This is a genomic window from Halomonas sp. 7T, assembly GCF_025643255.1.
GTDB lineage: Bacteria > Pseudomonadota > Gammaproteobacteria > Pseudomonadales > Halomonadaceae > Vreelandella.
This window is the reverse complement of record NZ_CP087112.1, coordinates 2,654,276-2,671,374: the sequence shown is the minus strand read 5'-3', so window position 1 is coordinate 2,671,374 and position 17,099 is coordinate 2,654,276. Positions and strand designations below refer to the sequence as shown.

16 protein-coding genes and 2 tRNA genes are annotated in these 17,099 nt (G+C 54.7%); 15 read left to right on the top strand and 3 right to left on the bottom strand.

Features of this window, described 5'->3' with window-relative positions:
- Positions 1–65 precede the first annotated feature (65 nt).
- From dapB to greA, 5 genes are all read left to right on the top strand, one after another.
- A complete protein-coding gene (gene dapB, locus LOS15_RS12460) occupies positions 66–872 on the top strand; it encodes a 4-hydroxy-tetrahydrodipicolinate reductase (protein ID WP_263066285.1) in 807 nt (268 codons plus the stop codon).
- Between the two features lie 80 nt (positions 873–952).
- Positions 953–1,249 carry a hypothetical protein gene (locus LOS15_RS12455; protein ID WP_263066284.1) on the top strand — a complete coding sequence of 99 codons (297 nt, stop codon included), beginning with the start codon at positions 953–955 and terminating at the stop codon, positions 1,247–1,249.
- Positions 1,250–1,256: 7 nt separating this feature from the next.
- Positions 1,257–2,402, top strand: a complete 1,146-nt coding sequence (gene carA / locus LOS15_RS12450) for a glutamine-hydrolyzing carbamoyl-phosphate synthase small subunit (RefSeq protein ID WP_263069725.1) — start codon at positions 1,257–1,259, stop codon at positions 2,400–2,402.
- 75 nt (positions 2,403–2,477) lie between these two features.
- Complete coding sequence (carB, locus tag LOS15_RS12445) at positions 2,478–5,708, top strand: carbamoyl-phosphate synthase large subunit (RefSeq protein WP_263066283.1); 3,231 nt, start codon at positions 2,478–2,480, stop codon at positions 5,706–5,708.
- Complete coding sequence (gene greA, locus LOS15_RS12440) at positions 5,705–6,181, top strand: transcription elongation factor GreA (RefSeq protein WP_263066282.1); 477 nt, start codon at positions 5,705–5,707, stop codon at positions 6,179–6,181. Before carB ends, greA begins: the two co-directional genes overlap by 4 nt.
- A gap of 136 nt (positions 6,182–6,317) precedes the next feature.
- Here greA and yhbY read toward each other — a convergent pair whose 3' ends face one another.
- On the bottom strand, positions 6,318–6,644 hold the full coding sequence (gene yhbY / locus LOS15_RS12435; protein WP_263066281.1) for a ribosome assembly RNA-binding protein YhbY: 327 nt from the start codon (positions 6,642–6,644) through the stop codon (positions 6,318–6,320).
- A gap of 115 nt (positions 6,645–6,759) precedes the next feature.
- On the opposite strand from yhbY, the gene rlmE reads away from it, so the two are divergent.
- The 4 genes from rlmE to glmM all read left to right on the top strand — a co-directional run bounded on the left by rlmE (position 6,760) and on the right by glmM (position 12,013).
- Positions 6,760–7,407 (top strand): 23S rRNA (uridine(2552)-2'-O)-methyltransferase RlmE, encoded by a 648-nt coding sequence (gene rlmE, locus LOS15_RS12430; RefSeq protein ID WP_263066280.1) that lies wholly within the window; start codon positions 6,760–6,762, stop codon positions 7,405–7,407.
- 212 nt (positions 7,408–7,619) lie between these two features.
- Entirely contained in the window at positions 7,620–9,617 is a 1,998-nt protein-coding gene (gene ftsH / locus LOS15_RS12425) for an ATP-dependent zinc metalloprotease FtsH (protein ID WP_263066279.1), read from the top strand.
- A 129-nt stretch (positions 9,618–9,746) separates the two neighbouring features.
- Positions 9,747–10,664, top strand: a complete 918-nt coding sequence (gene folP, locus LOS15_RS12420) for a dihydropteroate synthase (protein WP_263066278.1) — start codon at positions 9,747–9,749, stop codon at positions 10,662–10,664.
- Positions 10,661–12,013, top strand: coding sequence for a phosphoglucosamine mutase (gene glmM / locus LOS15_RS12415; protein WP_263066277.1), 1,353 nt, complete (start codon positions 10,661–10,663; stop codon positions 12,011–12,013). The genes folP and glmM overlap by 4 nt, the downstream gene beginning before the upstream one ends.
- Before the next feature lie 22 nt (positions 12,014–12,035).
- Here the strand turns inward: glmM and LOS15_RS12410 are convergent, their stop codons facing one another.
- A complete protein-coding gene (locus tag LOS15_RS12410) occupies positions 12,036–13,064 on the bottom strand; it encodes an IS630 family transposase (RefSeq protein ID WP_054645368.1) in 1,029 nt (342 codons plus the stop codon).
- Between the two features lie 172 nt (positions 13,065–13,236).
- On the opposite strand from LOS15_RS12410, the gene tpiA reads away from it, so the two are divergent.
- From tpiA to LOS15_RS12390, 4 genes are all read left to right on the top strand, one after another.
- Positions 13,237–13,986 (top strand): triose-phosphate isomerase, encoded by a 750-nt coding sequence (tpiA, locus tag LOS15_RS12405; protein ID WP_263066276.1) that lies wholly within the window; start codon positions 13,237–13,239, stop codon positions 13,984–13,986.
- Between the two features lie 4 nt (positions 13,987–13,990).
- The gene (gene secG / locus LOS15_RS12400) at positions 13,991–14,350 is read left to right on the top strand and encodes a preprotein translocase subunit SecG (RefSeq protein WP_263066275.1); all 360 of its coding nucleotides are present in this window, start codon (positions 13,991–13,993) and stop codon (positions 14,348–14,350) included.
- 34 nt (positions 14,351–14,384) lie between these two features.
- Positions 14,385–14,471: transfer RNA gene (locus tag LOS15_RS12395), tRNA-Leu, on the top strand.
- Between the two features lie 164 nt (positions 14,472–14,635).
- Positions 14,636–14,712 (top strand) — tRNA-Met (locus LOS15_RS12390).
- Positions 14,713–14,730: 18 nt separating this feature from the next.
- Here the strand turns inward: LOS15_RS12390 and LOS15_RS12385 are convergent.
- Complete coding sequence (locus tag LOS15_RS12385) at positions 14,731–14,988, bottom strand: hypothetical protein (RefSeq protein WP_263066274.1); 258 nt, start codon at positions 14,986–14,988, stop codon at positions 14,731–14,733.
- Positions 14,989–15,048: 60 nt separating this feature from the next.
- On the opposite strand from LOS15_RS12385, the gene rimP reads away from it, so the two are divergent.
- Together rimP and nusA are read left to right on the top strand one after the other, a co-directional pair.
- Complete coding sequence (rimP, locus tag LOS15_RS12380; protein WP_263066273.1) at positions 15,049–15,510, top strand: ribosome maturation factor RimP; 462 nt, start codon at positions 15,049–15,051, stop codon at positions 15,508–15,510.
- Between the two features lie 69 nt (positions 15,511–15,579).
- Positions 15,580–17,094: a transcription termination factor NusA gene (gene nusA, locus LOS15_RS12375; protein WP_263066272.1), complete on the top strand. Its 1,515-nt coding sequence runs from the start codon at positions 15,580–15,582 to the stop codon at positions 17,092–17,094.
- The last annotated feature ends 5 nt before the right edge of the window (positions 17,095–17,099 follow it).

Genomic DNA, 17,099 nt, shown 5'->3' with positions numbered 1-17,099 from the left:
GCTATAATCGCGGCCACCTTTTTTGTTTCTAGTTGATGCCAAACAGCGCACGCGTAGGAGTTTCCATGACCCGAATAGCCATTGTGGGCGTAGCAGGCCGTATGGGCCGCACGTTAGTCAACGCCGTTGAGCAAGAGGAAAATGCCGCGCTTGCAGGCGGTATTGTGGAGCCGGGTAGCTCGCTCGCTGGTGCCGACATTGGTGAGCTGGCAGGGGTGGGAAAACGTGGTATAGCAGCAGTGGATTCATTAAGCGCGATTGTGGACGACTTCGACGTGCTGATCGACTTCACGGCGCCTCAGGTGACGCTGGCCAATTTGGCATTCTGCGCCGAGCACGGCAAGCGTATGGTGATTGGCACCACCGGCATGAGCGATGATGAACTGGCCCAGCTTGATAGCTACCGCGATAAAGTTGCGATGGTATTCGCGCCGAACATGAGCGTTGGCGTGAACCTGACCCTAAAACTGTTGGAAACGGCAGCCAAGGCGCTGGGTGATGAAGGCTACGATATTGAAGTCATCGAAGCCCATCATCGCCATAAAGTCGATGCGCCTTCCGGTACGGCGATTAAGATGGGTGAAGTTGTCGCAGAGAGCATCGGTCGAACGTTAAAAGAGCACGGCGTGTTTGAGCGGGTAGGGCAGTGCGGCCCGCGCACGGATAAAGAGATCGGTTTCGCTACCGTGCGTGCGGGCGACATCGTCGGCGAGCACACGGTGATGTTTGCCACCGAAGGCGAGCGCATCGAGATTACCCACAAGGCATCTAGTCGTATGACCTTTGCTAAGGGCGCAGTGCGCGCCGCCCGCTGGGTCGCAGGCAAAGAGGCGGGCCGTTACGATATGCAGGATGTGTTGGGGCTGGATTAATCAGCAAAGCGGCCTTTGGCGCAGCGCTGATCATAAAGGGCTAGCCGAAAGTCGGTAAATCCTGTAACATTCCAAAAATTTTGGCCCAGTGGCTGCAAAAAGCAGCAAAATATCTGCAGGAAAGTCTGCAAAAAAGCACCGCGCTTGTTGCACTGGCCGTTACGTTGGAAAAAAATAGTCAGCTAAAAGCTGCGCCATGGTCAACACCGTCACAAACGCCATGGAAAGAGAACAACAAGCGGGATGAAACCGATTTTTTCACTATCGGCTTCGTCCCGCTTTTTTACGACCCGACGTTTGCTTATAAACGCCGTAACCGGATCGCCGAGCCTGCGCCCACAGGCTCCCACCAGCATGGGAGAACGTGTTTTGAATAACCCCGCATTGAGCAAACCCGCGATATTGGCCTTGGAAGATGGCAGTGTGTTTCATGGAACGGCCATTGGCGCGGAGGGAATGACAAGCGGTGAGGTGGTGTTCAATACAGCCATGACCGGCTATCAAGAAATCCTCACTGACCCCTCTTATACCCGCCAAATCGTCACGCTGACGTACCCTCATATCGGCAATACCGGCATTAACTCTGAAGATATTGAGTCTGCTTCTATTGCGGCGGCGGGCTTGGTCATCCGCGATTTGCCGCTGTTAGCCAGCAGCTTCCGCTCTGAGCAAACCCTTTCTGATTACCTGAAGAGCCAAAACGTGCTGGGCATCGCCGATATCGACACCCGTCGCCTGACGCGCATTCTGCGTGATAAAGGTGCGCAAAACGGTGCGATTTTGGCGGGTGCCGATGCAGAAGGCGATGATGCTGTCGAGCGGGCGCTGGCAGCGGCGAAAGCATTTCCGGGCTTGAAAGGCATGGACTTAGCCAAAGAAGTTTCCTGTAAAGAAGCGTATGAGTGGACGGAAGGCGAGTGGACGCTAGGCGAAGGCTACGCCGATACCACCCAAGGGGAGCGCCCTTACCACGTGGTCGCGTTTGATTACGGGGTCAAATTCAACATCCTGCGCATGCTGGCGGCACGCGGCTGTCGTTTAACGGTGGTGCCCGCGCAAACGCCTGCGGCAGAAGTGCTGGCGATGAATCCGGATGGCGTGTTCCTGGCCAACGGCCCGGGTGACCCCGAGCCCTGCGATTACGCCATTAAAGCGATCCAAGAAGTGCTGGAAACCGACACCCCGGTGTTTGGTATTTGCCTAGGCCACCAATTGCTGGCGCTGGCCTCCGGTGCCAAAACGGTCAAGATGAGTCACGGCCATCACGGTGCCAATCACCCGGTACAGGATTTAGACACCGGTACGGTGATGATCACCAGCCAGAACCACGGCTTTGCGGCCGATGAAGCGACGCTGCCCAGCAACGTGCGCGCCACGCACCGTTCGCTGTTCGACGGCACCCTGCAAGGCATTGAGCGTACCGACCGCCCGGCGTTTAGTTTCCAGGGCCACCCGGAAGCCAGCCCCGGCCCGCGCGATGTAGCGCCGCTGTTTGATCGCTTTATCGCCATGATGCAGGCGCGCCGCTAAGTTAGCCGCGCGGCCTCTCATTGCCTAGTTACGCCGTTTTGATGCTCATCGTCACCACTTTTTGCGGGAACCGTTATGCCTAAGCGTACCGATATCAACAGCATTCTTATCATTGGCGCTGGCCCGATTGTCATCGGCCAGGCCTGCGAATTCGACTACTCTGGCGCCCAGGCGTGTAAAGCGCTGCGTGAAGAGGGTTACCGGGTTATTTTGGTCAACTCCAACCCGGCCACCATCATGACCGACCCCGCCATGGCCGATGCCACTTACATCGAGCCGATTACGTGGCAGGCGGTTGAGAAAATCATTGAAGCTGAGCGCCCCGATGCCATTCTGCCGACCATGGGCGGCCAAACCGCGCTGAACTGCGCGCTAGATCTTGAAAAGCACGGCGTGTTGGCCAAGTACAGCGTTGAGATGATTGGCGCGAATGCCGATGCCATTAATATGGCCGAAGACCGCGACCTGTTTGACCAAGCCATGAAGCGCATCGGCCTTGAGTGCCCGAAAGCCAAAGTGGCGCACACCATGGATGAGGCGTGGGAGATTCAGGCAGAGCTGGGCTTCCCGACCATTATTCGTCCTTCCTACACCATGGGCGGCTCCGGCGGCGGCGTGGCGTACAACAAGGAAGAGTTCGAAGAGATCTGCACCCGCGGTTTCGAACTTTCCAATAACCACGAGCTGCTGATTGATGAGTCGCTGCTGGGTTGGAAAGAGTACGAAATGGAAGTGGTGCGCGACAAAAACGATAACTGCATTATCGTCTGCGCGATTGAAAACTTCGATCCCATGGGCGTACACACCGGCGACTCGATTACCGTGGCCCCTGCGCAAACGCTGACCGATAAAGAGTACCAGATCATGCGGGACGCGAGCCTCGCGGTACTGCGTGAAATCGGCGTGGAGACAGGCGGCTCCAACGTACAGTTTGGTATGGACCCGAAAACCGGTCGCTTGGTGGTTATCGAGATGAATCCCCGCGTATCTCGCTCCTCTGCGCTGGCATCAAAAGCGACCGGTTTCCCGATTGCTAAAATCGCCGCGAAGCTGGCGGTGGGTTATACCCTGGATGAGCTGCAGAACGATATTACCGGTGGTCGTACACCGGCATCGTTTGAGCCGTCCATCGATTACGTCGTCACCAAAATCCCGCGCTTCACCTTCGAGAAGTTCCCCCAGGCTAACGACCGCCTGACGACACAAATGAAGTCGGTGGGCGAGGTGATGGCGATTGGCCGTACCTTCCAAGAGTCGCTGCAGAAAGCCCTGCGCGGCCTGGAAACCGGTAACGATGGCCTTGACCCCATCATCACTGATTTCACGCCGGACAATATGGCGATCATTCAGGGCGAGCTGCAGGCCGCCGGTGCCGAGCGTATCTTCTACGTGGCGGATGCCATGCGCTCAGGCATGAGCGTCGATGAGGTATTTGCGCTGACCAATATCGACCCATGGTTCCTGGTCCAGCTGGAAGATCTGGTGCTGACTGAAAACGCGGTGGCCAAGCGGGCGCTGTCCGATTTCTCCACCCGTGAGCTTTACCAGCTTAAGCGCAAGGGCTTTGGCGACGCGCGCTTGGCCAAGCTCTTGGGCGTGTCGGAAAAAGAGTTCCGCAAAACCCGTCAGGCGGCAGGGATTCGCCCGGTCTATAAGCGTGTGGACACCTGTGCGGCTGAGTTTGCGTCCGATACTGCGTATATGTATTCCACTTACGAAGAAGAGTGCGAAGCGGACGTATCGGATCGCCAGAAAATCATGGTGCTAGGCGGTGGCCCGAACCGTATCGGCCAGGGCATTGAGTTTGACTACTGCTGTGTTCACGCCGCCTTCGCCATGCGCGACGACGGCTACGAAACCATCATGGTCAACTGCAACCCGGAAACCGTTTCTACTGACTACGACACCTCTGATCGCCTCTACTTTGAGCCGGTGACGCTGGAAGACGTGCTCGAAATCGCCGACAAAGAGAAGCCGGTGGGCGTGATTGTGCAGTTTGGCGGCCAAACCCCGCTGAAATTGGCCCGCGAGTTGGAAGCCGCAGGCGTGCCGATTATTGGCACCACGCCGGATGCCATTGACCGCGCCGAAGATCGCGAGCGCTTCCAGGTGATGATCGATAAGTTAGGCCTGAAGCAGCCACCCAACGCCACGGCGCGCAGCTTTGAAGAAGCGTTTTCTAAGGCAGAAGCGATTGGCTATCCGCTCGTGGTTCGCCCCAGTTACGTACTGGGTGGCCGTGCGATGGAAATTGTCTACGACGCCTCTGAGCTTGAAAATTACATGACCCACGCGGTGAAAGTCTCTAACGACTCTCCGGTGCTGCTGGATCACTTCTTGAGTGCCGCGGTAGAGGTCGATATTGATGCCGTCTCGGATGGTCAGCAGGTGGTGATCGGCGGCATCATGCAGCACGTCGAGCAAGCAGGCGTTCACTCCGGCGACTCCGCCTGCGCACTGCCGCCTTACTCGCTGCCTGCCGATGTGCAGGATGCGATGCGCGACCAAGTTAAACAGATGGCTGTGGAGCTGGGCGTCAAAGGTTTAATGAACGTGCAGCTGGCCTGGCAGGATGGCGAGATCTACGTGATCGAGGTGAACCCCCGTGCCTCACGTACGGTGCCGTTTGTGTCCAAGTGCATTGGCACGTCGTTGGCACAAATTGCCGCCCGCTGCATGGCCGGTACAACGTTGGCCGAGCAGGGTTTCGAGCGTGAAATCGTGCCGCACTTCTATAGCGTCAAAGAAGCGGTTTTCCCGTTCAACAAGTTCCAGGGCGTAGACCCGATTCTCTCGCCCGAGATGAAGTCGACCGGTGAGGTCATGGGATCAGGCGATACTTTTGCCGAAGCCTTCTTCAAGGCGCAACTAGGTGCAGGTGAGGCAATTCCCGCGCTAGAGGGCGACCGTAAAGCGTTTCTCTCGGTGCGTGAGCCGGACAAGCAGGGGATTATCGAAGTCGCCCGTTCTCTGCTAACATTGGGCTTTACACTTTGTGCAACGCGCGGAACGGCAGCGGCGCTTGAAGCTGCCGGACTCGACGTGGAGCACGTCAATAAAGTCTACGAAGGCCGTCCCCATATCGTCGATCTGCTCAAGAACGACGAAATCGCCTACATTGTGAACACTACCGAAGGTCGTCAGGCGATTAACGACTCTTCGGTCATTCGCCGTACTGCTCTCGCGCGCAAGGTGCCCTATGCGACCACCTTGGCGGGCGCTAATGCTGTTTGCATGGCGCTTGAGTACGGTAGGGAGATTACGGTGCGGCGCCTTCAGGATCTGCATGCAGGAGCAACGCAATGAACAAAGTCCCGATGACGGTAGCGGGAGAGAAAAGCCTTCGTGATGAGCTGGCTCACTTGAAGGGTGAGGCGCGTCCTCAAGTGATTGCTGCTATCGCAGAGGCGCGTGAGCATGGCGATCTTAAGGAGAACGCTGAGTATCACGCTGCCCGTGAGCAGCAGGGGTTTATTGAAGGCCGTATTCAGGAAATTGAGAGCAAGCTTTCTGGTGCACAGGTAATCGACGTAACGAAACTGCCTAAAACTGGCAAGGTAATTTTCGGCGTTACCGTCGAGCTGCTAAATCTGGATAGCGATGCTAGCGTAACCTACCGCATCGTGGGTGAAGATGAGGCCAATATTAAAGAGGGTCGCATTTCCGTAACGTCACCGATTGCCCGCGCGCTGATTGGTAAAGAAGAGGGCGACATCGTGGTGGTGAAAACCCCCGGTGGAGATGTTGAGTATGAAATTGAAAGCGTAGAACACCTCTAGCTCAATGCCACTGCGGGCGTTAATTGCGCCCGCGCCTTGGTCGCTGAAAAGAGGCAGTAAAAAAGCCCGAGACAGTTAACTGTCTCGGGCTTTTTGCATTTAACGCCGCTCGTCGCGATTAGGCGTTGAGCAAGCTCTAGTGCCGACCATGGTGGTCTTCGAAACGCGTAACGTTAGAGAGCTTTGGGTTCGCCTTAGGGTTGCGGCGGTAAAGTAGCGCCATTTTGCCAATGGTTTGCACGAGCTCGGCCTTGCTGTCGGCCAGCAGCTCGCTGATCATTGCAGCGCGGTCGTCGCGCTCGGGCAAAGCGAGCTTTACTTTAATCAGCTCGTGATCATTGAGCGCGCGGTTGAGTTCTGCGAGCAGATTTTCGGAGACGCCGTTTTCAGAAACGGTAACCACCGGGTTCAGATGGTGGCCAATGCTACGAAATGCTTTCTTTTGTGCCTGTGACAAGCTCATGGTATCTTGCGGTATCCCGGTTAGCGCTTAACGTTCCATCTTACGGTGAAATGCCGTTAAGTGAAAGCGATCACGTCAATGCGCCCATCTCTTCTATTCAGTGTTAGATTCCCACATGCAGCAAAAGCCCCAAAGCCGTAAACACTCAGTGAGTAAGACCAGCAATAACTGGAAGAAGGAACATTTTGACGACCAGTATGTAAAGCAAAGCTGGCAGGATGGCTATCGCTCCCGGGCGAGCTATAAACTGTTAGAGTTAGACGAAAAGGACAAGCTTTTTCGCCCAGGCATGACGGTGATCGATTTAGGCGCGGCGCCCGGCGGGTGGAGTCAAATTGCCGCAGAAAAAGTCGGGCCGGAAGGCGTGGTCATTGCCTCTGATATACTGGAAATGGATGCGTTAGCGGGTGTGGATTTTATTCAGGGCGACTTTACCGAAGAGCAGGTGCTTAATGCGATTCTTGAGCGCCTGGGAAATCGCCCGGTAGATCTTGTGATGTCCGATATGGCCCCCAATATGAGTGGTATGGCAGCGATTGACCAGCCTCAGGCCATGTATCTGGTAGAATTAGCCTTAGAGCTTGCCCGTGAAACCTTACCTCCCGGCGGGCGCTTCCTGGCTAAGGTGTTCCAGGGAGAAGGCTTTGACGCTTATTTGAAAGAGCTGCGGGGAAGTTTTAATCGGGTGGTGACGCGTAAGCCTGATGCCTCCAGGGCGCGTTCTCGTGAAGTGTATTTCCTGGCGGAGGGGTTTCGTGGCTAGCCAGCAGCATGGCTCATTGGCGCGATAGCAAAGTTTTATCACCTCGATTGCCAGACAGGCAGACGTAGGTGTGTCACATTGTGCATATTGGACGAACGTGACACAGATGGCCCAAAGCCATATGTGCTTTGGCAATGGTTGAACGTTAAGCTCTAGTGTAATGTCTGAGTATTGACGGTTAACTGACGGATTCTTGTAATGAGGGTAGCCCCTTGAATGATATGGCGAAGAACCTGATTCTGTGGTTGGTCATCGCGGCCGTTCTGCTGACAGTGTTCAATAATTTCAGTACGGAAAGCGCACCGCAAGCGACTAACTACTCACAGTTTGTGCAGCAGGTGCAAAATCAACAGGTGCGTAGCGTCACAATTGATGGCTATACCATCACCGGTGAGCGCACGGATGGGTCGCAGTTTCAAACTATTCGTCCTGCGGCAGAAGACCCTAAGCTAATGGACGATCTGTTGAGCAACAACGTCACCGTTGTTGGTAAAGAGCCCGAGCAACAAAGCATCTGGATGCGCTTGCTGATTGCCAGCTTCCCGATTCTGCTGATTCTGGCTATCTTCATGTTCTTTATGCGCCAAATGCAGGGTGGCGCTGGCGGCGGTAAAGGCGGCCCGATGAGCTTTGGTAAATCCAAGGCGAAACTGCTCTCTCAAGATCAGATTAAAACGACCTTTGCTGACGTGGCGGGCTGTGACGAAGCGAAGGAAGAGGTTGAAGAGCTGGTCGACTTCCTGCGCGACCCCACTAAGTTCCAGCGCCTGGGTGGCACCATTCCCCGCGGCGTATTAATGGTGGGCCCGCCGGGTACCGGTAAAACGCTGCTGGCCAAGTCGATTGCGGGCGAAGCAAAAGTACCGTTTTTCTCGATCTCCGGCTCTGACTTTGTTGAGATGTTCGTCGGTGTGGGTGCATCTCGTGTCCGTGATATGTTCGAACAGGCCAAAAAGCAGGCGCCCTGCATTATCTTTATCGATGAAATCGATGCGGTTGGCCGCTCTCGTGGTACCGGTATGGGCGGTGGTAACGACGAGCGTGAGCAGACACTGAACCAACTGCTGGTAGAGATGGATGGTTTCGAAGCGAACGAAGGCATTATTGTTATCGCCGCGACTAACCGTCCTGACGTGCTTGACCCTGCGTTAATGCGCCCAGGCCGTTTTGACCGTCAGGTTACCGTCGGTTTGCCTGATATCCGCGGTCGCGAGCATATTTTGGGTGTTCACCTGCGTAAAGTGCCGCTGGCCGATGATGTGAAGCCGCAGCTGATCGCTCGTGGTACCCCTGGTTTCTCCGGTGCAGATTTAGCGAACTTGGTTAACGAAGCGGCACTCTTCGCCGCTCGTCGCAACAAGCGCTTAGTTTCTATGGAAGAGCTAGAGCTCGCCAAAGATAAGATTATGATGGGCGCTGAGCGTAAATCCATGGTGATGACCGATAAAGAGAAGCTGAATACGGCCTATCATGAATCAGGTCACGCTATTATCGGTTTGGTGATGCCCGAGCATGACCCGGTATATAAAGTTACGATCATCCCGCGTGGCCGTGCGCTGGGGGTGACGATGTTCTTGCCGGAAGAGGATCGCTACAGCCTCTCTCGCCAGCAAATTCTCAGCCAGATTTGCTCACTGTTTGGTGGACGTATTGCTGAAGAAATGACGCTAGGTCCTAACGGTGTGACAACCGGTGCTTCGAATGACATTAAGCGTGCCACAGAGCTTGCCCATAATATGGTGGCTAAGTGGGGGCTTTCTGACGCAATGGGCCCGATCATGTACGACGAGGATGAGTCTCATCAGTTCCTCGGTGGTCCTGGTCAAGGCGGTAAACTGAAGTCTGGCGAAACAACCACGCGTCTTGATAAAGAAGTGCGCAAGATTATTGACGAATGCTACGAGCAAGCGCGTCAGATTCTGCATGATAATCGCGATAAGTTAGACGCCATGGCTGAAGCGTTAATGAAGTTTGAAACCATTGATGCTCACCAGCTGAAAGATATTATGGAAGGTCGTGACCCTCGCCCACCGGAAGGCTGGGATGATGGTGATTCCTCAGGCGGTGGCATGCCTGTCAATGATGAGAAGCCCGAAGCCAACGCTGATGCGCCGGTCGATGGCACCTCGGCCAAAGATGACGGTGAAGAAGATGACGATGAACCTCGTCGCCGTCCCTCTGATCCGTTAGGCGGCCCTGCTGGATCTTGATGGCTGGATTCTAAGTACCAGGATCTCAAGTACCTTGGTCAGTGCTATCAAAGGCGTCCCATTATGGGGCGCCTTTTTGTTATGCTGTGGTCAACAAGCCTCAACATTTCCTTTTAATCAGGCTACCGAATGAAATCGACAGTTGACCCTTCCTACTCTTTAAAGACAGCAGGCAGCGCCTTTCAGCTGCGCTGTGGGCGCCATTTGCTAGATCTTTCGTTTCCCCGTGTAATGGGTATTCTCAATGTAACCCCTGATTCGTTCTCTGACGGCGGTCAACATGTTGCGCTGGATGATGCGCTTCGCCATGGGGAGCGCATGCTGGCTGAAGGGGCGGTAATGATTGATGTTGGCGGTGAGTCAACGCGCCCAGGTGCGCCCTTCGTTTCTGAGCAGGAAGAGCTGGATCGCGTGTCTCCCGTGGTAGAGGCGCTGGTGCGTGAGCTAGATGCGCTGGTGTCGGTCGATACCAGCAGCCCAGTGGTCATGCGCGAGGCCAGCGCACTCGGCGCGGGGATGATTAATGATGTGCGCGCCTTAGAGCGTGAGGGTGCCTTAGCCGCTGCCGTGAGCAGCGGTTTACCGGTATGCCTGATGCATCGTCAGGGCGAACCCCAAGATATGCAGCAGTCACCCCGCTATGAACAGCCGGTGGAAAGTGCAGTAGTCGCTTATTTGGCTGAGCGTGTGGCCGCCTGTGAAACGGCGGGGCTACGTCGCAACCGACTGCTTCTCGACCCTGGCTTTGGCTTTGGAAAAACTGTTGAACACAATCTGCGTTTGCTCAAATATATGGAAGCGCTACAGTCGTTAGAGCTGCCCCTGCTGGTAGGTATGTCGCGTAAAAGCATGATTGGTAAAGTATTGGGCCGCCCGGTTGAGGAGCGCTTAGCAGGTGGGCTTGCGCTAACGGCCATGGCGGTTGAGCGTGGGGCTAATATCATACGCGTGCATGATGTAGGGCCGACGGTCGATGCCGTTAATATGGCGTGGGCGGTCTTGCAAGAAGGCTGTGAAACGCCGTTAAACAAGGAGTCTGGCGCATGACACGACGTTATTTTGGTACAGATGGAATTCGTGGCACCGTTGGGCAGGCACCGATTACCGCCGATTTCATGCTCAAGCTGGGCTGGGCTGTGGGGCAAGTGCTGCGTCGCGAAAAAGGTCGCACGCGCGTCTTAATTGGTAAAGATACACGTATCTCTGGCTATATGTTTGAGTCCGCGCTGGAGGCAGGGCTTTCAGCGGCGGGGGTAGATGTATCCCTCTTAGGGCCAATGCCAACGCCTGGTATTGCCTATCTGACGCGGACCTTTCGTGCGGATGCCGGTATTGTCATTTCTGCCTCGCACAACCCGTTTGACGATAACGGCATTAAATTCTTCTCTGCAGAAGGTAAAAAGTTGCCCGATGAGATCGAAGATCGCATTGAGGCAATGCTGGACGCCCCCCTAACCACTGCGGAAGCAGCGTCGCTAGGCAAAGCAACGCGGATTGAGGATGCTGCCGGCCGCTATATTGAATTTTGTAAATCCACGTTGCCGGATCGTTTAAGCCTGCATGGACTCAAAGTGGTGCTCGATTGCGCCCACGGCGCAACGTATCACATTGCCCCCAATGTGTTCCGCGAGTTGGGGGCAGATGTCAGCGTCATCGGGGCGGCTCCGAACGGTCTGAATATTAATCAACAGGTAGGTTCTACCCACCCTGCAGCGCTGCGGGCGGCAGTTATTCAGCAAGCGGCCGATTTAGGCATTGCCTTTGACGGCGATGGCGACCGCTTGCTGTTGGTCGATGCCGATGGTCGTGAGGTGGATGGCGACGATATTCTTTACCTGATTGCCCGGGATCGTCATGAGCGTGGGCTGCTGGAAGGCGGCGTAGTGGGTACGCTGATGAGTAACTTTGGTCTTGCCATGGCGCTGGAAAGGCTAGGTATTCCCTTTGCCCGGGCCAAGGTCGGTGATCGCTTCGTGATGGAGATGATGGCTGAAAAGGGGTGGGAGCTTGGCGGCGAGTCCTCGGGGCATATCGTCTGCGGGCATGTCCAGTCGACAGGAGACGGTATTGTTTCGGCGCTTCAGGTGTTAGCGCTAATGATGCGCGAACAAAAAACCTTGCCCACGCTGCTTAAAGGGCTGGAGAAAGTACCGCAGTCGCTGGTGAATGTTAGGCTGCCAAAAGGCGCTAGTGCTAAAGAGGTCATGGCTTCTGAGCCGCTGCAGCAAGCGGTTGCCACCCTTGAGAAAGAGCTGGGCGATCAGGGGCGTGTTCTATTGAGACCCTCTGGCACTGAGCCGCTCATCCGAGTAATGGTTGAAGGTCGCGCCCATCTGGATGTGGATAAGCTGGCCAGCCACCTTGCTAATCAGGTGCAGGCGCTGTTGAGTTACTAATTCGAAATAAAGTAAGCGAACATTACCCGGAGATATAAGCCAAATCCGGATGGCCAAAAAACGATTTCAATAGTCGTGGCAATTTTTGCAAACGTCGAAGCTGCCGGTAAACAGTGCTCCGAAGTTGTTCTTTGCTGTTAATGATCTTTTTACCGACGTGATGGTATTTGATATAGCCCCAAACAGACTCGTCAGGATTCAGCTCCGGCGAGTACGGCGGCAGGAAGAACAACCTGAGCTTGCCGTCGAGACTCTCAACATAGTCTCGAACCCGACGAGCATGATGAACCGGGTGGTTATCGAGGATCAGGAAAACCGGCTTGTCAACGTCTTGCACCAGAGCCTTGAGGAAACCAAGAAACGCATCGGTGTTCATGTTGCCCTGAATGGTCTTAAAGCGAAGCTCGCCGCGAGGCGAGATGGCCGAGATCAGATTGATGCTGAAGCGACTGCCCGTATTACGGATGATCGGAGTTTCACCCCTGGGTGCCCAGGTGGTGCCACTGTGATAATCAGACCGAATGCTGGCTTCATCGCCGAAATAGATGGTGGCGCCGACTTTTTTTGCTTCCTTGCGAATTTCCGGGTAGGTCTCTTCTTTCCATTGTTTCACGGCCTCTGGCTTTTGCTGGTAGGCCCGATGCAGGGGTTTCTGAGGCGTCAGCCCCAGGTTTCGAAGCAGACGACCGACCGAGACATCGCTTAACCGGACGTTGAACTTTTGCCGGATGAGCTCACGCACTCGGCCCCGAGTCCACAGGGCAAAATCAAACTTCAACTGGTCCGGCGTAAAGGTCGTTATCCAGATATACAGCTCCCGGATCTGAGCACCGCTCAGTTTCTTGGGACGACCGGAAATCTGCTTGGCCTTGAGCGCGTCAAAGCCACCCTCGCGGTAGGCAGCCAGCCATTCATAGATTCGTGCTCGGCTCATCCCCAGCGCTTTGATGACGACTTCTGGACTCTCGCCATCCATGACCCGTTGAACGGCGCGAACGCGAATGGCTTCTAATGTTTTGTGATCAAGTTTACGACCGTCATCGTGGCGCATGTGTGTAAATATCCGATAAGCTTGGCGAACGGAGCCTACATTATAAATGATGTTCGCTTACTTTCGAACCCATTAGTAAGCAGCATAACAAACCGCACGATGCTTCCAACAGCGGTTGTCTTGACAAGGCTGCTCCTATACCATTTCGCTCCACCTAGAGTGAGGATAGTCAATGCGCACGCCATTAATTGCCGGTAACTGGAAAATGAACGGTTCGACGGCATTGATTCAAGCGTTTGGCGACGCTTTTGCGGCAGCGACACTGTCTGCAAATGTAGACGTTGTTATCATACCGCCGTTTCCGTATTTGGATGCGGCCCGTCATGCGTTTAAAAACACGCCGCTGCAATTAGGGGCGCAAACGCTCAACCCCCAGCACTCTGGGGCGCACACGGGTGAAATTAGCGGGCGGATGCTGAAAGAGTTTGAGGTTGGCTACGTGCTGGTCGGCCACTCAGAGCGTCGCAAGCTCTATCGCGAAACCGATGAGCAGGTGTTTGATCGCTTGGTGGCTGCTTTGGATGTCGGCCTAACACCGATTCTTTGCGTTGGCGAAACTCTTGAAGAGCGTGATGCGGGCAATACGATGGATATCGTGCTCCGCCAAGTTGGTCATGTAATGGCTCGTTTGGAACCTGCCCAACGCCTTCACGTTGTTATTGCCTACGAGCCGGTATGGGCCATTGGCACCGGGCGCACGGCTACCCCTGAGCAGGCCCAAGAGGTGATGGCGGGCATTCGCGCCTATCAGGCTGGGTTTGATTCCTCGCTTGCCGAGCAGCTTAAGCTGCTATACGGCGGCAGCATGAACGCAAGTAATGCGGCTGAGCTACTCGCACAGCCGGATATCGACGGTGGTTTAGTGGGCGGCGCTTCGCTCAAAACCAACGATTTTTACGCCATTTGTCAGTCAGCAGGATAACGCCATGCAAGTTGCAATTCTTATGGTTCACGTGGTGATTGCGATCGCCTTGGTTGTACTCATCCTGCTTCAGCAGGGTAAAGGTGCCGAAGCGGGAGCCGCCTTTGGTGGTGGTGCATCGCAAACCGTTTTTGGTTCGCGAGGTAGCGGCAACTTCTTGTCCCGCACTACAGCACTGTTAGCGGCGGGTTTCTTCGTTACCTCTATGGCGCTTGCTTACTTCGCAACCCAGGCGAGCCAAGCACCAGAAGCAGGTATTCCTGACTCTCGCCTCATCGAGCAGCAGCGGAACATCCCAACGCTTGACGACGAGCCTGCAAGTATGGATAATACCGCGCCAGTGCTAGAGGAAAGCAGCGAATAACGTATTGATGTTGTTTTCTTTAGCCTCCCCTGTTGCCGAAGTGGTGGAATTGGTAGACACGCTATCTTGAGGGGGTAGTGACCGTATGGTCGTGCGGGTTCAAGTCCCGCCTTCGGCACCATCTGTTTTGCTGATTAATCAGCTTTCCAGAGCTTTTCCCAAAACGCTTTTGTAAAAGAAAGCAGGGGTTGGCACCTGAGACGGAAACAGTACTTGAAGCAAGTTCTTGAAAATGAGTTCTTGACGTAAGTCCTTCAAGTGTCTATTATCGTCGACCTAGATTGATGCGGGGTGGAGCAGTCTGGTAGCTCGTCGGGCTCATAACCCGAAGGTCATCGGTTCAAATCCGGTCCCCGCTACCATTTAATTAGCACCATGGTTTATGTTTTAAAGCGATCTACACTGAGCTTTAAAACGGCAAGAACGCCGAAGCCTGATGTTGATGTGGTATTACAGGTTTCTTTCAAAAAGCCCCTTCCAGTGAAGGGGCTTTTTGTTAGTAGCTTTTTCGTTAAGGTTTTGCGAACAAAGTTTTTTAATCGCTTTTTGTTAAAGCTTTTTGCGAGCCAAGCGTGTCTCAAGAGCGGATGTTTTCCGAGTAGCCAGAGGCACATTTCCGGGTAACGCCAATCAGCCACCTAGCTTTTCTTTTAACTCCTGGCCAGGTGCCTGATGCAACGGCTATAGGAGCTTTGTCTGTGGCCACAAAACACGCTGCGCTTCACGCGCTTATCGAACCTGTCGTTGCCGCCATGGGCTTTGAGCTATGGGGTATCGACCATATCTCCCAGGGTAAGCACTCGCGGCTAGTGATTTATATTGAGCACGAAAATGGTGTTAGCGTGCAGGATTGCGCTGATATCAGTCGCCAAGTCAGTGCCGTCATGGATGTAGAAGATCCCATCCCTGGCGAATACCGGCTGGAAGTTTCTTCCCCCGGCATGGCGCGCCCCTTGTATACCCTGGATCACTTCATCCGTTATCAAGGCCACCAGGTCGCGCTCAAGCTGCGGGTTGCTTTTGATGGACGGCGCAAGTATCAAGGGCTTCTCGCCGGTGTTGACGGTGATGAAGTGCTGCTACAGCTGGATGGTGAAGAGTACTGCTTCCCCATCGAAAGCATCGATTCTGCGCAGGTTGTCCCGCAGTTCGAGGATTAAACGGGTGGCGGCATCCGGCGGTTGCCGGGGTGATGCACAAAAGGACAGGTTTTCTGGCGAGGCAGACGCATGAGTAAAGAAATTTTAATGGTCGTGGACGCGATCTCTAACGAAAAAGGCGTTCCCCGCGATGTTATTTTTGAAGCGGTAGAAGCCGCGTTGGCGAGCGCGTCACGTAAACGCTTTGATCAAGAAGAAGCCAACGTGCGGGTGCATATCGACCGACGCACAGGCGATTACGATACATTCCGCATTTGGACCGTTGTCGAAGACGACGAGTTTGAAACGCCTGATTACGAAATTAAAGAAACTATCGCCGAGCAGCGTGACCCGCCGCTGAAGCTAGGCGATGTTGTCGAGCAAAAGATTGAAAACGCTGTGTTTGGACGCATTGCTGCGCAAACGGCCAAACAGGTGATTGTGCAAAAAGTGCGTGAAGCTGAGCGCGCCGAAGTCGTACGCCAGTACGCTGATCGCGAAGGCGAGCTGGTGGCAGGTATCGTCAAAAAGACGACCCGCGACGGGCTGATCATTGATTTGGGCGAAAACGCCGAAGCCTTTTTGCCGCGTAACGAGATGATTCACGGCGAACGCTACCGCATGAACGAACGCGTTCGTGCGTTGCTGGTTAAAGTTGATCCAGACGCTCGCGGTGCCCAGCTTCAGCTATCGCGCACCAGCCCTGACTTCATTATTGAGCTATTCAAAATTGAAGTGCCGGAAATTGCCGAGCAGCTCATCGAAATTAAGGGCGCCGCCCGCGATCCAGGTTCACGGGCTAAAATTGCCGTGAAAACCAACGACCGCCGCATCGATCCTGTTGGCGCCTGCGTGGGTATGCGCGGTTCTCGCGTTCAGGCCGTATCGTCCGAGTTACAAAACGAGCGTGTCGATATCGTGCTGTGGGACGATAACCCCGCTCAGCTGGTGATTAACGCCATGGCGCCTGCCGACGTAGCGTCTATTCTAGTGGACGAAGACGCCCACGCAATGGACGTCGCGGTGGCTCAGGATAATCTCGCACAGGCGATTGGTCGTAGTGGGCAGAACGTTCGCTTAGCCTCAGAGCTGACTGGCTGGCGTATCAACGTCATGACCGAAGACGAAGCTGAGTCTAAGCGCGAGCAAGAGATTGACAGCTTGGTGGACTCTTTCGTGCAGCATTTAGAAGTGGACGAAGACGTTGCCCGCCTGTTGGTAGAAGAAGGGTTTACCACCCTGGAAGAAGTTGCTTACGTGCCGCTTGAAGAGATGCTGGAAATCGAAGAGTTCGATGAAGCGTTGATAGAAGAGTTGCGTGCACGTGCGAAAGACGAGCTGCTGACGATGGCGATTGCCTCGGAAGAAGCGCTAGACGGTGCCCAACCGGCAGAAGATCTGCTGGAAATGGACGGCATGGAGCGCCACCTGGCCTTCATCCTGGCCAGCCGCGGTATCGTTACAATGGAAGATCTCGCCGAGCAGTCCGTCGACGATCTGGTCGATATCGAGGAGTTGGACGAAGCGCGCGCAGCGGCACTGATCATGACTGCCCGTGCGCCCTGGTTTGAAGACGATAACGCATCGGATTCAAACACACAGTAAACAGG

What these genes read in the sequence shown, in the direction of transcription:
- greA (WP_263066282.1), top strand. Translation starts at nt 5,705, where the DNA reads ATGAACAAAGTCCCGATGACGGTAGCGGGAGAGAAAAGCCTTCGTGAT.
- LOS15_RS12410 (WP_054645368.1), bottom strand. Translation starts at nt 13,064, where the DNA reads ATGCGCCACGATGACGGTCGTAAACTTGATCACAAAACATTAGAAGCC.
- tpiA (WP_263066276.1), top strand. Translation starts at nt 13,237, where the DNA reads ATGCGCACGCCATTAATTGCCGGTAACTGGAAAATGAACGGTTCGACG.
- glmM (WP_263066277.1), top strand. Translation starts at nt 10,661, where the DNA reads ATGACACGACGTTATTTTGGTACAGATGGAATTCGTGGCACCGTTGGG.
- nusA (WP_263066272.1), top strand. Translation starts at nt 15,580, where the DNA reads ATGAGTAAAGAAATTTTAATGGTCGTGGACGCGATCTCTAACGAAAAA.
- dapB (WP_263066285.1), top strand. Translation starts at nt 66, where the DNA reads ATGACCCGAATAGCCATTGTGGGCGTAGCAGGCCGTATGGGCCGCACG.
- yhbY (WP_263066281.1), bottom strand. Translation starts at nt 6,644, where the DNA reads ATGAGCTTGTCACAGGCACAAAAGAAAGCATTTCGTAGCATTGGCCAC.
- rlmE (WP_263066280.1), top strand. Translation starts at nt 6,760, where the DNA reads ATGCAGCAAAAGCCCCAAAGCCGTAAACACTCAGTGAGTAAGACCAGC.
- secG (WP_263066275.1), top strand. Translation starts at nt 13,991, where the DNA reads ATGCAAGTTGCAATTCTTATGGTTCACGTGGTGATTGCGATCGCCTTG.
- carB (WP_263066283.1), top strand. Translation starts at nt 2,478, where the DNA reads ATGCCTAAGCGTACCGATATCAACAGCATTCTTATCATTGGCGCTGGC.
- folP (WP_263066278.1), top strand. Translation starts at nt 9,747, where the DNA reads ATGAAATCGACAGTTGACCCTTCCTACTCTTTAAAGACAGCAGGCAGC.